The organism is Pseudomonas sp. HS-18, assembly GCF_020401845.1.
GTDB classification, from domain to species: Bacteria; Pseudomonadota; Gammaproteobacteria; order Pseudomonadales; family Pseudomonadaceae; genus Pseudomonas; species Pseudomonas nitroreducens.
The window spans coordinates 2,990,156-3,003,994 of sequence record NZ_CP084413.1 but is presented as its reverse complement, the minus strand read 5'-3'; the positions used below and the strand labels follow the sequence as shown (position 1 = coordinate 3,003,994).

The window sequence follows — 13,839 nt, the reverse complement described above, 5'->3', positions numbered from 1 at the left end:
CATATATTTAGGCAGCGCCATGATTACCCCACCCGACGTCTTCAAGTGTCTGGCCGACGAGACCCGCGCTCGCGCCACCCTGCTCATCGCCAGCCTGGGCGAACTGTGTGTCTGCGAGCTGATGTGCGCGCTGGACGACAGCCAGCCGAAGATCAGCCGCCACCTGGCACAACTGCGCAGCAGCGGCCTGCTGCTGGATCGCCGCCAGGGGCAGTGGGTGTATTACCGCCTCAACCCCGACCTACCCACCTGGGTGCACGACATGCTGCAGGTCACCCTGCTGGCCAACGGGCAGTGGCTGGCCGACAACACCCTGCGCCTGCAGAACATGGACGGCCGACCCGTCCGTGACGCCGCCTGCTGCTGATCCCCACCGAGCGAATCCTCCATGCTGGTCGCCATTGCAGTCTTCATCTTCACCCTCGTTCTGGTCATCTGGCAGCCCAGGGGCCTTGGCGTCGGCTGGAGCGCCGCCCTGGGTGCGATCATCGCCCTGGCCGCCGGCGCGGTTTCGCTGCACGACATCCCGGTCGTCTGGGCCATCGTCTGGAACGCCACCGCCACCTTCATCGCGGTCATCGTCATCAGCCTGCTGCTGGATGAGGCCGGCTTCTTCGAGTGGGCCGCACTGCACGTGGCGCGCTGGGCCAACGGCAGCGGTCATCGCCTGTTCGCCTTCTGCGTGCTGCTCGGCGCGGCCGTTTCGGCGCTGTTCGCCAATGATGGTGCGGCCCTGATCCTCACGCCCATCGTCATGTCGATGCTGCTCGCCCTGCGCTTCTCCCCCGCCGCGACCCTGGCCTTCGTCATGGCCGCCGGCTTCATCGCCGACACCGCAAGCCTGCCGCTGGTGGTGTCCAACCTGGTGAACATCGTTTCGGCGGATTACTTCGGCCTGGGCTTCGCCGAATACGCCTCGGTGATGCTGCCGGTGAGTCTTGCCAGCATTGCCGCCACCCTGCTGGTGCTGTTTCTGTACTTCCGCCGCGACATCCCGAGGCAGTACGCGCTCCATGCGCTGAAGGAACCCAAGGCCGCCATCCATGACCGCGCCACCTTCATCGTCGGCTGGTGGACGCTGCTGGCGTTGCTGGTCGGCCTGTTCGCCCTGGAGCCGCTGGGCATCCCGATCAGCGCCGTGGCCGCCGCCTGTGCCGCGCTCCTCTTCGCTGTCGCCGCCCGCGGCCAGCGCATCTCCACCCGCCGTGTACTGCGCGAAGCGCCCTGGCAGGTAGTGATCTTTTCCCTCGGCATGTACCTGGTGGTCTACGGCTTGAAGAACGCCGGCCTCACGGACTTCCTTGCCCAGTTGCTCGACCGTCTTGCCCAACAGGGGCTGTGGGTCGCCGCCCTCGGCACCGGCCTGCTCTCGGCGCTGCTGTCCTCGGTGATGAACAACATGCCCAGCGTGCTGGTCGGCGCCTTGTCGATCCAGGCCAGCGGCGCGGAAGGCCTGGTGCGCGAGGCGATGATCTACGCCAACGTCATCGGCTGCGATCTCGGCCCGAAGATCACCCCCATCGGCAGCCTCGCCACGCTGCTCTGGCTGCATGTGCTGGAACGCAAGGGCGTGCGGATTACCTGGGGTTACTACTTCAAGGTCGGCATCCTCCTGACCTTGCCGGTTCTGCTGATCACCCTTTCGGCCCTGGCGTTGCGCCTGAGCCTCTGACGTCCCGCCCAGAAGCGGAGGAGCCTTCCATGCGAGTCCTGTTCATGTGCACGGCCAACAGCTGCCGCAGCATCCTCTCCGAGGCGCTGTTCAATCACCTGGCGCCCGAAGGCTTCGAGGCGGTCAGCTCCGGCAGTTTTCCCAAGGGCCAGGTATTGCCCCGCAGCCTCGCCACCCTGGAGCAGGCCGGCATCTCTACCGAAGGCCTGAGCAGCAAGGGCAACGACGCCTTCGAAGGCAACCCGCCGGATATCGTCGTCACCGTCTGCGACAAGGCCGCCGGCGAGGCGTGCCCGGTCTACTTCGGCCCGGCAGTGAAATCCCACTGGGGGCTGGAAGATCCATCGGATGCCGAGGGTGACGAGGCCGCGATCGACGCCGCCTTCCGCGCCACGTTGGCGCGCATCGAACTGCGCTGCCGCGCCTTCTTCGCCCTGCCCTTCGCCACCCTCGGCCGCGACGAACTCAAGCGCGAGCTGGATCGTATCGGCGCCCTTTGATCAGGAGGACACATGTCCGAACAACTGCCCAACCTCGACCTGTCGCTGATCGATCCGCTACCAGCCGCCGCCGATGCCAGCGAGCACAAACCGCGCATCCTGCTGCTTTACGGATCGACGCGCGAGCGCTCCTTCAGCCGCCTGCTGGTGGAGGAAGCCGCACGGCTGCTGCAGCACTTCGGTGCCGAGACGCGCATCTTCAATCCCTCAGGCCTGCCGCTGCCGGACGATGTGCCGGTGGAGCATCCGAAGGTGCAGGAACTGCGTGACCTGGTGCGGTGGTCGGAGGGCCAGGTCTGGTGCTCGCCGGAACGCCACGGCGCACTCTCGGCGGTGTTCAAGGCACAGATCGACTGGATCCCCCTGGCCCTCGGCGCCGTGCGCCCCACCCAGGGCAAGACGCTGGCGGTGATGCAGGTCTGCGGCGGCTCGCAGTCGTTCAACGTGGTCAACCAGTTGCGCGTCCTTGGCCGCTGGATGCGCATGTTCACCATCCCCAACCAGTCCTCGGTTCCCAAGGCCTACCTGGAGTTCGACGAGGCGGGCCGGATGAAGCCCTCGGCGTACTACGACCGCGTGGTCGACGTCATGGAGGAGCTGGTGAAGTTCACCCTGCTGCTGCGGGATCGCCAGGAGTTCCTGGTGGATCGTTATTCGGAGCGCAAGGAGAATGCCGAGCAGCTGTCCGCCCGTGTGAATCAGCGCTCGATCTGAGGTGACCATGCCCAGCGAAATCAGGGAGGCGCGCCCCGAGGATGCACCAGCAATCCAGGCCATCTACGCGCCGATCGTGAGTGGAACGGCGATCTCCTTCGAAGAGGTGCCGCCGAGTGCCGCAGAGATTCGGCAGAGGATCTGCACGACCCTGCAGACTTACCCGTACCTGGTTGCGTTACGCGATGGGCGCATGGCCGGCTACGCCTATGCGAGCCAGCACCGGGCGCGCGCTGCTTATCGATGGGCAGTGGATGTCACGGTCTACATCGCGGAGAGCGAGCGGCGCTCGGGTGTGGGCCGCAGCCTCTATGCCGAGCTGCTCCCCATCCTGGCCAGGCAGGGATTCACCGCCGCCTATGCCGGCATTGCCCTGCCCAATGCAGCCAGTGTCGGCCTGCATGAGCGGTTGGGTTTCCAGCATGTCGGCACCTTCCCGCAGGTCGGTTTCAAGCTCGGCCAATGGCACGACGTGGGCTACTGGCGTCTTGAGCTTGGCCCGCCGAGCCAGTCCCCCGGCGAGCCACGTCCGTATCGGGACATCGCGGGCTGAGCCTCCCGCACACGGACAAGGCGCGACGCAAGTACCCGGACGATCTCACTGCAGGTCCGGGCTCTCGTATCGACGCTGAATGCGCGCCAGCTCGCCGGACTCGCGCAACCGCTCCAGCGCGCGACTCCAGGCGGCGACTCGCTGGTCGTCGCTGTCGCGGCTGAAGGCGATGTAGAGCGTGGAGCGAAACAGCTCGACCGGCACCTGGCGCAATGTGCCGGGCGACAGGCCCAACTGGCGGCTGTAATACGCGACGCCGGCATCGGTGTCGCCGACGATGATGTCGGTACGCCCGGCCAGCAACATGAGATAGAGCTGCGGGCTTCCGGTGGCGCGCTTGTCGAGATTGTCGAAGCCCATGGCCTCCAATGTCTCCGGAACCAGCCCGGCATGCCGGGTGGTAATGCGCGGAGCGCCCCGCAGGTCGCTCAGGGTATTCGCCGGCTGGCGCGCATTGGCCAACTGATAGGGATGGATCGACTCTTCGACGATCGGGCCTACCCATTTGTACAGCGGCTCGCGCGCCGGCGTGCGGAACATGGAAAACATGATGGTCTTCGGCTGCGACTGCAGGGCCAGGCTGGTGCGCATGCTGGGCAACAGCTCGATCGCGAAATCATCGCCGGTCAGCCCCATGATGGCCTTGACGATGTCCGTCGCCATGCCGGTGAGCTGGCCGTTCTCGACGTAGTTGTAAGGCGCCCACTCTTCGGTGACGACCCGATAGTCCCCTGCCCAGGCCCCGGCATTGAGCAATGAACAGAGCAAGGCTGCACAGATGGTCGAAGGCTTCACAAGGCTCGCTTGGCGGGAGTGGCAGGACAGCGACGTGCTGAAGTGAGGAGCTGAAAATCATAGTACCAGCCACCTGGCGCCGCCACCGCCAGCGCAGGGCGGCACAGGCAGGCGGAAAACCTCGGCGTGCTGCCTTCCCAAGCGTCAAGCGCGACCGGCAAGATAGCGGCATTCGCTGCCACGCTTTGGCGGCCCCTGCTGCCTTGTGCCACCGAAGTCGTATGCAACCGCGCGACCTTGCCGCCTACCTGTTCCTCGCCGTCGGCTGGGGGCTGTCCTTCCTTGTGCTGCTCAAGGCCATCGCCGGCTTCGGCTGGGTTGGCGCGGTCAGCTTCCGCGCGCTGATCGCCAGCTTCACGCTGTTCGCCGTGGCACGGCTGGCCGGGCGCCAGCTGAACTTCGCAGGGATGTGGAAGCCGCTGTGCGTGGTTGGCGCCACCACGGTGGCCGGGCAATTGATCGGCATGACCTACGCCACCCCGCGCATCGGCACCGCCATGGCAGCGATCTTCGTCGCCGGGATTCCGCTGTTCTCGATGCTCATCGGCCGCCTCTGGGGCCTGGAACGCATCACCTGGAGCGGCCTCGGCGGGCTGGTGCTGGGTTTCTTCGGCATGGTGCTGCTGGTGGGCTTCCCGGCGGTGCCGATCACCCACGAGTTCATGCTTGGCAGCGCAGCCTCCGTGTTCGGCGCCGTCTGCGCGGCCTTCGGCAGCAATTACGCCAGCCTGAAGCTGCGCACCGCCGGCCCCTGGGAAGTGACCTGCGGCGCGTTCGGGATCGGCGGCCTGCTGACCCTGCCCTTGCTGATCTGGGTGCCGGTGCCCGGCACGCCGCAACCGATCGATGTGTTCTTCCTGCTGATCTGCGGCTGCATATTCAGCGCGGTGAACTACGTCGTCTACTTCCAGCTCGTCTCGCGAATCGGCGCGACCAGAACCATCAGCGTGGAGTTCGTCGTCACCGTGGTCGCCGTCCTGATCGGCGCCCTGGTGCTGGGCGAGAGCCTGTCGCTGGTGCAGGGCGTGGGCGCGCTGATCATCCTGATCGGCTGCGCCCTGGTGCTCGGCCTGGTGCCCGGCACCAAAGCCCGCGCCGTGACTTAACCGACCTGAGCCTGGGCAACGCCCGGCGAGGCGTCGTCGCGGTCGATCAGCTCCATCGGCAGATGCGAGGTTTCGCGCAGCAGCCAGGAACAGATCGCCACCAGCAATAGCGCTGCAGCGCCGTAAAGCGCGACGCCGAACGGGTTGCGCCCGGTGGCGATGAGAATGGCGGTAGCGATGCTCGAGGCCGTGCCGCCACCCAGTGCCGCGCCGATCTGGTAGCTGAAGGAAATCCCCGAGTAGCGCATCTCCCGCGGGAACTGCTCGGCGAGGAAAGCCGGGATCGGCCCCTGGGTCGCCCCCATGAAGAAGCCCACGGCGATATACGCCAGCAACGCCAGCGGCAGGTTGTGCAAGCCGATCAGCGGGAAGAAGGCGAACAGCCCGAGCGCCATGATCGCCGCGCCGAAGATCATCACTGCACGCCTGCCGAAACGGTCCGACAATTGACCGAAGAACGGCGCGGACGCGACGATGGCCACCGACAGCGAGAAGTCGAACAGCAGGGCGTGGCTGCTGCTGTAGCCGATGTCGGTCGCGTAGGCGAGGAAGAAGGTGCTGCCGATATAGGCGATGGTGACGTAACCGAAGGCGATGCCGATGCACAGCAACAGCTCGCGCGGCCGGCGGCGGAAAGCTTCCATCAGCGGCATGCGCGCCTCGGCTTTCGGCGCGGCCTTGGGCTGCGGCGCGGTGTTCTGCAGGCGCGCGTAGAGACCGATCAGCACCAGCAGGCCACCGAGCCAGAACGGAATGCGCCAGGCAATGCCGCTCAGGTCATCGTCGAAGGCGAAGCTGACGATGGCGAACACCGCCGAACCGAAGATGCCGCCGATGCCGATACCCATGCTGGTGAAGCTGCCCCACAGGCCGCGTCGGCCTTCAGGTGCGACCTCAATGCCGAACAGCGCCGCCCCGCCCCACTCGCCACCGGCGGCGAAACCCTGCACCAGGCGCAGCAACACCAACAAGACGGGCGCGGCGGCACCGATGCTGGCGTGGGTCGGCAGGAAGCCGATCAGCAAGGTGCTCAGGCCCATCAGCACCAGGGTGGCGACCAGCGCCTTCTGCCGGCCATAACGATCGCCCAGGTGCCCGAACACCACGCCGCCCAATGGCCGGGCGAAGAAGCCGGCTCCAAAGGACGCGAAGGCCACCAGTACGGCGGTCAGCCGGTCCATGCCAGGGAAGAACAGTTGCGGGAAGATCAGCGCGGCGGCGTAGCCGTAAATGACGAAGTCGTAGAACTCCAGCGCGGTGCCCATGCCGGAGACGCAGAAGGTGCGAAAGGCCGAGCGCGAGCCCGGCGCGGCGGGCGTGTGGTCGATCATGGCGGTTCACTCTTGTTTTTGTGGCAATACGAAACCTGCGCGGCGGCCGGTGGGCTGCCACGGGGGCGTAAGTTCTGAAATTGAGAAGTTGCGTTGTGACGTTTTACGATCGGCGGTGAAGCGAACTTCAGCGCTCGGACATTGCCCTCACCCGTTTGCCTCTAGAACCGCAGGAAGCCCTCATCGGCCATTTTCTTCGGCGTACCAGCCACGTACTCCAGCGCGCAACCGGCGGTGTCCAGGCCGATGCTCAGCAGGGTTTCCCAGCGCTCGGTGTCCGGCTCGGACATGTCCGGATGGAAGCACACCACCGCCTGGTCGCCGTCGGCGCCACAGAAGGCGTCGGCACGTTCGCCCAGGGCCTTGCCGGTCATGCCGGTGGTGCCCGCCTTGAGGTGCTCCAGGCGCGCGTAGGTGGTGGAGACATCCGCGGTACGCTCCCCCCAGCTCAGTTCGCCGTCGAGGAAGTGGTTGGTATGCAATAGCCAGCCATCTTCGCGCGGCACTACCACGGCGGTGTGCGCCGGGCTCATCTCGATGCTCGCGGCACGCGCGCGCACATCGTTGCGGGTGAACACGCTGAGCACGGTGGACGCACTGACCCGCGCCGAGCGCGCCATGTCGATGGCCTCGGTGACGCTGGTGGCTTCTTCCAGCACGCGGCGGGCGATGGCGTGTACCGGCACACCGGCGCTACCGTTGTCGCTCTCGTGGTGCAGGATGTTGAAGTGCACGCCCAGGCCCGCGCTGTTCACGCCGATCTTGCCGAGCATGCCGAACTCGGTGAACAACTTGGCGGTCAGGCCGGTGCTGCCGGTGAAGCCCAGCAGCAGGCCGTGGGGCACCAGGCTGTCGTGCCAGTCCCAGGTCTGCAGGCTGCGCGGTGCGATGGCGCCGGCGGGCGCATGGACGGAAGTGGAGCACTCGCCCTCCACCGGCTGTGCGGGCATCACCGCCAGCACTTCGGTGCGCGCATTCAGCGCTGCCAGCTGCCACAGCGGCAGGCCGGCGCCCAGGGCCAGGCCCTCCACTTCCTTCGCCAGCGCCGGGCACCAGTCGGCCAGCGCGGACAGGCTGCCTTCGCCGATGGCCCGTGCCTTGTCGATCTCCACGCCGACGCGCGGGAAGAAGTCCAGGTACAGCGCCACGGTCTGGCGGATCTGCTCGGAGAAGGTTTCGCCGATCTGCCGGCCACGCTGCAGCGGGTCGCGGATGTCGGTGGTGAAGGTGTGAAGGATCACGGCAAGGCTCCTGCAATTGCTTTATTTCAAGAAGCCAGAGCGCCGCGGCGCTCTGGCTGGATCAGAGTTTGTCGCTCGAACGACTATAGACTTCGCGGCCGGCGAACCAGGTCTTGAGCACCCGGGTGTCACGCAGCGCTTCCGGCTTGACCGTGAACACATCGCGGTCGAGCAGGATCAGGTCAGCCTGCTTGCCCGGCTTCAGCGAGCCGATGCGGTCCTCCAGGCGGATGGTGCGCGCGGCGTTGAGGGTATAGGCCTGGAACATGGTCTGCCGGTCGATGTCCTCGGCGGAGTTGAGCACGCCTTTCGGGCCGACGCGCTGGATCGCCTGGTAGATGGCCTTCCACGGATCGGGTGTGGTGATCGGCCAGTCGCTGGCGCCGGAGATGGTCGCGCCATGCTTCAGCAGCGAGCGTGCCGGGTACATGTGCAGGAAAGCCATGGCACTGACGTAGGGCTTGACCAGATCGACGCTGTTCTCGTCGGCGGCCGCCCAATAGAGCTGCATGGCAGCGATCACGTCGAGCGCCTTGAAGCGCGGGAAATCCTTCGGGTTGACCATCTGCAGGTGGGTGATCGAGTGCGGGATGCCGCTATGGCGATCCTTGCGCGCCTGCTCGATGCCATTGAGCGATTCGCGCACCGCCCGGTCGCCGATGGCGTGGATGTGCACCAGCCAGCCGCGGGCGTCGGCGGCGCTGACCAGTTCGCCGAAGTGCTTGGGGTCGATCAGCAGTTCGCCGTACTTCTTCGAGTTGCTGTAGGGCTCGAGCATTGCCGCGCTCTGCGCCGGCACCTCGGCCACGCCGTCAGCGAAGATCTTGATGCCCGGCAGCGTCAGGTTGGGGACATCGATGAACTGCTGGCGCACCTTGTCCAGTTCGTCGAGGTCAGCCGGGGTCGCCTTCGAATCGGCCATCAGCAGCGCAGCGACATGCGCGGTCAGCCCGCCCTGCTCCGCCAGCAGCTTGTAGGCCGGCAGCACGCCAACAGAGTCGTTGTGGATGTCGCCACCGGGATTCTCGTTCGCCAGGGGCTCCATCCAGCCGGTGATACCCAGCTCATGGTAATAGCTCTGCGCGCCTTTCAGCGCCTTGAGCAGCTCGTCATCGCTCGGCAGCGGCAGCAGTGCCTGCACCGGATAGAGACCGGCGTCCACCAGGAAACCATTGGGCGTACCGTCGGCACCGTGGCCGATGGTGGCCTGCTCCTCGCCCTGCAACGACTTGACCTTGGCGGCGTCGATGCCGGCCAGTTTCAGCAACGCCTGGTTGGCCCAGCCGGTGTGGTAGTCGCCACCGGCCAGGAGGATCGGCTGATCAGCCCATTCGCCCTGGTTGAAGCGCCGCTGCAGCTCACCGATTTCGTCCCAGTACGCCGTGGGCACGCCGCCGACATAGAGGAACCGGCCACGTCGCGCGCGGCCATCCTCGCGCCACTGGCGCAGCTTGCCCTCGAACTCGGCGAGCGGCAGGTCCTGGTTGTCCAGGTTGGCCTGGAGCATCTGCAGGCCGCCCTTGACCAGGTGGGTATGAGCGTCAATGAAACCGGGCATCAGCACCTGGCCATGCAGGTCGATGACGGTCGTTTCCGGTTGCTTGAGCTTGAGGATCTGCGCGTCGGAACCGACGGCGAGAATGCGGCCGTTCTCCACCGCCACCGCCTGCTGCAATGCCTGGCCAGGTTCGGCGGTGTAGACCTTGCCGCCATGGAAGATCAGGTCGGCGGCGGCCATCGTTTCCATCGAGGAAAAAGCGCAAGCGGCGGATACCAGCGCCGGAATCAGTAGTTTCATCGCAAAGCCTTCGTTATTGTTGGTCTGCGAAGAAGGTTAAGCAAAAGCCCCGGCGCCTTTAACACCGACTTCCCGCACAACTTCTGTTCCTGCCAGGAAGCAATTCATGGACAAGATGACCGCCCTGACGATGTTCGTCGCCACCGCCGACCATGGCGGCTTCAGCCGCGCCGCCGAACAGCTGGGCAAGACGCCCTCGGCGATCACCAAGGGCGTCGCACAGCTGGAGGCCGAACTGGGCCAGCGCCTGTTCGAACGCACCACGCGGCGCATGGCGCTGACCGAGGCCGGGCACATCTACCTGGAAGGTGCGCGCCAGGCGCTGGTGCAACTGCAGCGAGCCGAGGAGGAAGTGGAGCAGTTGCAGACCGAATTGCGCGGCAGCCTGCGCATCGCCGCCCCGCCCTCCTTCGCGCCGGCCTTCTTCAATGCCGTGTGCTGCCGCTTCCTGCGCGAACACCCGCAAGTGCGCCTGGAGGTCGACCTGGCCGACGAGTTCGCCGATCTGGTGGAAGGCGGCTACGACCTCGCCCTGCGCGACGGCCCCATCGACCTGCCGGACGTGATCGCCCAGCCACTCCTGGAAAACCGCCTGCTGCTCTGCGCGAGCCCGACATACCTCGCACGCAAGGGCCTGGATGTGACCCTGGAGAACTACGAGCAGCACGACTGGCTGATCTTCCGCCACCCGTTGCTGAACCGGAATTTCTGGTGGGTGCAGCGGGACGGCGAGCGCATCCGTATCCGCCAGCCGATACCGCGCGTGGCCAGCGACAACTACGACTTCCTGCTGTCGTGCCTGCTGGATGGCCAGGGCCTGCAATTCCTGCCGCAATGGAGCGCGTTGCCCTACCTCGAACGCGGCGAGCTGGTGGAGCAACTACCGGATTGCTGGCGCGACCAGAGTGCATTCGGGCCATGGGTGCATGTGCTTTACCTGCCGCACCGAAGGAGCACGCGCAAGGTGCGGGTGTTCATCGACTACCTGCGCGAGCATTTGCAGGGGAAGGGGCTGATTTAGCCGAAACGATGGCACTGACCTGAAGGAGCACGCCGTAAGCGTGATCGCGGGCATCGCCCACTCCTACAGGAAACCGGCGCGGCTCCCGTCGAACGCAGGAGCGGACTTTGTCCGCGATGTGTCACCGGCCAGCCCAGAGCCGCCGGGTATCGATCGCGGACGAAGTCCGCTCATACGCAAATGCCCGACGTTGAGCCGGTAGTTTCAGCTTACTTGATGTACCAGCCCCAAGGCTGGTCGCTGAGGTACTCGGTGACCTGCTTGGTCTCCAGGTAGTTGTCCAGGCCCCACACGCCCAGCTCGCGGCCGATGCCGCTCTGCTTGTAGCCGCCCCAGGGCGCCTGGGTGAAGGTCGGTTGCGAGCAGTTGACCCAGACGATGCCGGCGCGCAGGCCACGGCTCACGCGCTGGCAACGCGCCGGGTCGGCGGACATTACCGCTGCCGCCAGGCCGAACTGGCTGTCGTTGGCCAGGCGCAGCGCCTCGGCTTCATCCTTGAAGCGGCGCACGGCGAGCACCGGGCCGAAGATTTCCTCGCGCCACAGGGCGCTCTCCAGCGGCGAATCGATGAACACCGTCGGCTCGACGAACCAGCCCTTGTCCCGATGCGCCGGGCGCTTGCCGCCGGTGGCCAGCTTTGCGCCATCGCGCACGCCGGCTTCGATGGCCTGCAGCACCTTGGCGTGCTGGCCGGCGCTGACCAGCGGGCCGAGCAGCACGCCCGGCTCCAGGCCATTGCCGATGGTGATGCGACGGGTTTCCTCCACCAGGCGCTCGATCAGCCGGTCATGCAGGCCATCCTGCACCAGCAGGCGCGAGGTGGCGCTGCACACCTGGCCCTGGTTCCAGAAGATGCCGAACAGGATCCACTCCACGGCCGCTTCGACATCCGCATCATCGAAAACGATGAAGGCCGACTTGCCACCCAGCTCCAGGCTGACGTTCTTGATGTCCTGGGCTGCCGCCTGCATGATCGCGCGCCCGGTGGGCACGCTGCCGGTGAAGGCCAGCTTGTCCACGCCCGGATGCGCCGAAAGCGGCGAGCCGGCGCCGCGACCCAGGCCGGTGACCACGTTGAGCACGCCCTTGGGCAGGCCCACGGCATCGGCGGCGGCGGCCAGTTCCAGAGCGGTCAGCGGAGTCAGTTCCGAAGGCTTGAGCACGGCGGTGCAGCCTGCGGCCAGCGCCGGCGCGACCTTCCACGAAGCCATCAGCAGCGGGTAGTTCCACGGGATGATCTGCCCGGCCACGCCGACCGGCTCGCGCAGCACGCGGCAGGCGAAACGCTCGTCGGGCAGCGCCACCACTTCGCCCTCGCCGTTCAGCCCCTCGGCCAGCTCGGCGTAGTAGTCGAAGCAGCCAATGGCGTCGTCGATATCCCACTGTGCTTCGGGAAGCGGCTTGCCGTTGTCCTGCACTTCCAGGCGGGCCAGGTCCTCGCGGCGGCCACGCAGGTTGTCGGCGATGGCGCGCAGGTAGCCGGCGCGCTCCTTGCCGGTGCTCCGGCCCCATTCGCCTTCATCGAAGGCCCGACGCGCAGACTTCACGGCACGATCCACATCCTCACCGGTAGCAGCGGCAACCTCGGTCAGCACTGCTTCGCTGGACGGTTCGTACACCTCGAAGCGGCCGCCCTGTGCGGGTGCCTGCCACTGGCCATCGATATAGAGCTGGTCGCGCATGCGAAGGTCTCCTGAGCTTGTTGGAATGCTTGTCGGGCGAGCATAGGGAAATGGACACGGGGTTGATAACGCGGACGCCGTGCATGCGGGCACGCGCGGAGCGGACGCCCGGGAAGCGCGCAACGACCCGCACCCGACCTCAAAGAACCGCGTGGAAGCGTGGAATCTCCGGCACGACGATGACCGAATAAGCAGGCTTCTTCGGGTTGTAGCCAATCGTAATCGGCCGCCCAGCGGGAAACTGGGCTGCTTCCTGGTTAGCGCGCGACTCGCGTGCCGTGATTGCGACCAGATAGCGGGCACGATACTCCCTGCCGCCGACCTCATAAACGTAGTGTGCGTAGACGTGGTATTTCGCTGGCGGAGAACTGTTCTTCGACCCCAACTCGCGCACTACCTCGGTGCTCTCCACCACGGCATCGGCCCTGGGACCATTGCGGCTATCGGACTCCATGCTGCACATCTTCGCGAAGGCAGCGAGCATGATCAGGCAGATCGCCCACTTCAACAGGTTCATAGCATCATCCTTGATGGGTAAGTAAGCCGCCCCTTGCCGCCTACAGCAGGATAGCCAGGGGCAGCACCTTCAACTACAGCGCTGCCTTCTGCTCCAGATAGGCCTTGGGCGACAGCCCCGTCTCCTCGCGGAAGCATCGGTAGAAGGTCGACAGCGAACGGAAGCCCGCCGCCCGAGCCAGTTCGTCGATGCGCGTGACGCTGGTGGCGCCGTCGAGTTGGCCGAGCAGGTGGCGCAGGCGCAGCTGGTTCAGGTACTGGTAGAAGCTCAGGCCCAGCACCTGGTTGAGGAAGTAGGAAATCTGGTTGCGCGTATAGCCGGTGGCCGCTGCGACCTGGGGCATGTCCAGGTCGGGATTGAGGAACGGCCGGGTCTGCTGGAAATACTGCTGGATATCGCCGCCGAGCTGGCTCAGCTGCCGCGCTGAGAGCCCCAGCCGGCTGTCGGCCATGCGTGGTTGCGGCTCACTGGCCGCTTTCTGCGGCTGACCGATCAACGCGGCGTGCTCGTTGACCCGGATGATCCGGCCATCGCGCACGGTATAGGCCTCGGTGGTGCGGAAGGACACCAGCCCTTGCGTGCCGCGCAGGGTCACCTGGTACTGCAGGAAGGCCGTGTCACCGTCCACCCGCAGGCGATCGGTGTAGACCTGCGACTCATCTCCCGCCGCCGGCATGCTGGTCTGCAGGTACTCGCGCAGTTCGCTCGGCGCGATCCGCCGCCCCTGGAAGAAATCGTTGTACTCCACCTGCGGGTCGAACAGCGCCATCAGCGCCTCGATGTCATGCCGGCGCCAGGCCTGGTGGTAACGCATGACCACCGCGTGAGTAGCGGCGCTGGCCGGGTCGGGCTGGTGAGTCGTGCCGTCGAGCGTGGAGCTCCAGCCCTGTTCTTCGATCATTGTTTTCC

General features: G+C 66.1%; 14 protein-coding genes. 7 read left to right on the top strand and 7 right to left on the bottom strand.

The annotated features are described in order from the left end of the window. The first annotated feature begins 19 nt into the window (after nt 1-19). The 5 genes from LDJ84_RS14060 to LDJ84_RS14040 are packed head-to-tail and all read left to right on the top strand — an operon-like array spanning nt 20 to nt 3,439. Entirely contained in the window at nt 20-367 is a 348-nt protein-coding gene (locus LDJ84_RS14060) for a metalloregulator ArsR/SmtB family transcription factor (RefSeq protein ID WP_024762778.1), read from the top strand. Between the two features lie 21 nt (nt 368-388). After that, the gene (locus tag LDJ84_RS14055) at nt 389-1,672 is read left to right on the top strand and encodes an arsenic transporter (RefSeq protein WP_084357707.1); all 1,284 of its coding nucleotides are present in this window, start codon (nt 389-391) and stop codon (nt 1,670-1,672) included. A 29-nt stretch (nt 1,673-1,701) separates the two neighbouring features. Then, nucleotides 1,702-2,172 carry an arsenate reductase ArsC gene (locus LDJ84_RS14050; protein WP_024762776.1) on the top strand — a complete coding sequence of 157 codons (471 nt, stop codon included), beginning with the start codon at nt 1,702-1,704 and terminating at the stop codon, nt 2,170-2,172. A gap of 12 nt (nt 2,173-2,184) precedes the next feature. Then, complete coding sequence (gene arsH, locus LDJ84_RS14045; protein WP_024762775.1) at nt 2,185-2,886, top strand: arsenical resistance protein ArsH; 702 nt, start codon at nt 2,185-2,187, stop codon at nt 2,884-2,886. Nucleotides 2,887-2,893: 7 nt separating this feature from the next. Further along, entirely contained in the window at nt 2,894-3,439 is a 546-nt protein-coding gene (locus LDJ84_RS14040; RefSeq protein ID WP_024762774.1) for an arsinothricin resistance N-acetyltransferase ArsN1 family B, read from the top strand. 45 nt (nt 3,440-3,484) lie between these two features. Here the strand turns inward: LDJ84_RS14040 and LDJ84_RS14035 are convergent, their stop codons facing one another. After that, on the bottom strand, nt 3,485-4,234 hold the full coding sequence (locus LDJ84_RS14035; RefSeq protein WP_065086633.1) for a substrate-binding periplasmic protein: 750 nt from the start codon (nt 4,232-4,234) through the stop codon (nt 3,485-3,487). 221 nt (nt 4,235-4,455) lie between these two features. Here LDJ84_RS14035 and LDJ84_RS14030 point away from each other — a divergent pair, with 221 nt between their 5' ends. Further along, nucleotides 4,456-5,340: a DMT family transporter gene (locus LDJ84_RS14030; RefSeq protein WP_084357706.1), complete on the top strand. Its 885-nt coding sequence runs from the start codon at nt 4,456-4,458 to the stop codon at nt 5,338-5,340. On the opposite strand, the gene LDJ84_RS14025 is transcribed toward LDJ84_RS14030, so the two are convergent. The 3 genes from LDJ84_RS14025 to LDJ84_RS14015 form a co-directional block, all read right to left on the bottom strand. Further along, nucleotides 5,337-6,671: an MFS transporter gene (locus tag LDJ84_RS14025; protein WP_226046488.1), complete on the bottom strand. Its 1,335-nt coding sequence runs from the start codon at nt 6,669-6,671 to the stop codon at nt 5,337-5,339. The two genes, LDJ84_RS14030 and LDJ84_RS14025, sit on opposite strands and share 4 nt — an antisense overlap. A gap of 161 nt (nt 6,672-6,832) precedes the next feature. Beyond that, a complete protein-coding gene (locus LDJ84_RS14020; protein WP_226046487.1) occupies nt 6,833-7,912 on the bottom strand; it encodes a C45 family autoproteolytic acyltransferase/hydolase in 1,080 nt (359 codons plus the stop codon). Between the two features lie 61 nt (nt 7,913-7,973). After that, nucleotides 7,974-9,710 carry an amidohydrolase gene (locus LDJ84_RS14015; protein WP_226046486.1) on the bottom strand — a complete coding sequence of 579 codons (1,737 nt, stop codon included), beginning with the start codon at nt 9,708-9,710 and terminating at the stop codon, nt 7,974-7,976. Nucleotides 9,711-9,816: 106 nt separating this feature from the next. Here LDJ84_RS14015 and LDJ84_RS14010 point away from each other — a divergent pair, with 106 nt between their 5' ends. After that, on the top strand, nt 9,817-10,731 hold the full coding sequence (locus tag LDJ84_RS14010; RefSeq protein WP_024762770.1) for a LysR family transcriptional regulator: 915 nt from the start codon (nt 9,817-9,819) through the stop codon (nt 10,729-10,731). Nucleotides 10,732-10,940: 209 nt separating this feature from the next. Here LDJ84_RS14010 and LDJ84_RS14005 read toward each other — a convergent pair whose 3' ends face one another. The 3 genes from LDJ84_RS14005 to LDJ84_RS13995 all read right to left on the bottom strand — a co-directional run bounded on the left by LDJ84_RS14005 (nt 10,941) and on the right by LDJ84_RS13995 (nt 13,744). Beyond that, nucleotides 10,941-12,413: an aldehyde dehydrogenase family protein gene (locus LDJ84_RS14005; RefSeq protein WP_084357702.1), complete on the bottom strand. Its 1,473-nt coding sequence runs from the start codon at nt 12,411-12,413 to the stop codon at nt 10,941-10,943. A gap of 139 nt (nt 12,414-12,552) precedes the next feature. Then, nucleotides 12,553-12,930 carry a DUF3592 domain-containing protein gene (locus LDJ84_RS14000; RefSeq protein WP_024762768.1) on the bottom strand — a complete coding sequence of 126 codons (378 nt, stop codon included), beginning with the start codon at nt 12,928-12,930 and terminating at the stop codon, nt 12,553-12,555. 73 nt (nt 12,931-13,003) lie between these two features. Continuing rightward, nucleotides 13,004-13,744 carry a nuclear transport factor 2 family protein gene (locus LDJ84_RS13995; protein WP_084357950.1) on the bottom strand — a complete coding sequence of 247 codons (741 nt, stop codon included), beginning with the start codon at nt 13,742-13,744 and terminating at the stop codon, nt 13,004-13,006. Nucleotides 13,745-13,839: the final 95 nt, after the last annotated feature.

Excerpts from the sequence above, each read along its gene's own strand:
- LDJ84_RS14010 (WP_024762770.1), top strand. The coding sequence starts at position 9,817 with ATGGACAAGATGACCGCCCTGACGATGTTCGTCGCCACCGCCGACCAT.
- LDJ84_RS14040 (WP_024762774.1), top strand. The coding sequence starts at position 2,894 with ATGCCCAGCGAAATCAGGGAGGCGCGCCCCGAGGATGCACCAGCAATC.
- LDJ84_RS14025 (WP_226046488.1), bottom strand. The coding sequence starts at position 6,671 with ATGATCGACCACACGCCCGCCGCGCCGGGCTCGCGCTCGGCCTTTCGC.
- LDJ84_RS14030 (WP_084357706.1), top strand. The coding sequence starts at position 4,456 with ATGCAACCGCGCGACCTTGCCGCCTACCTGTTCCTCGCCGTCGGCTGG.
- LDJ84_RS14005 (WP_084357702.1), bottom strand. The coding sequence starts at position 12,413 with ATGCGCGACCAGCTCTATATCGATGGCCAGTGGCAGGCACCCGCACAG.
- LDJ84_RS14015 (WP_226046486.1), bottom strand. The coding sequence starts at position 9,710 with ATGAAACTACTGATTCCGGCGCTGGTATCCGCCGCTTGCGCTTTTTCC.
- LDJ84_RS14060 (WP_024762778.1), top strand. The coding sequence starts at position 20 with ATGATTACCCCACCCGACGTCTTCAAGTGTCTGGCCGACGAGACCCGC.
- LDJ84_RS14000 (WP_024762768.1), bottom strand. The coding sequence starts at position 12,930 with ATGAACCTGTTGAAGTGGGCGATCTGCCTGATCATGCTCGCTGCCTTC.
- arsH (WP_024762775.1), top strand. The coding sequence starts at position 2,185 with ATGTCCGAACAACTGCCCAACCTCGACCTGTCGCTGATCGATCCGCTA.
- LDJ84_RS13995 (WP_084357950.1), bottom strand. The coding sequence starts at position 13,744 with ATGCGTTACCACCAGGCCTGGCGCCGGCATGACATCGAGGCGCTGATG.
- LDJ84_RS14055 (WP_084357707.1), top strand. The coding sequence starts at position 389 with ATGCTGGTCGCCATTGCAGTCTTCATCTTCACCCTCGTTCTGGTCATC.
- LDJ84_RS14050 (WP_024762776.1), top strand. The coding sequence starts at position 1,702 with ATGCGAGTCCTGTTCATGTGCACGGCCAACAGCTGCCGCAGCATCCTC.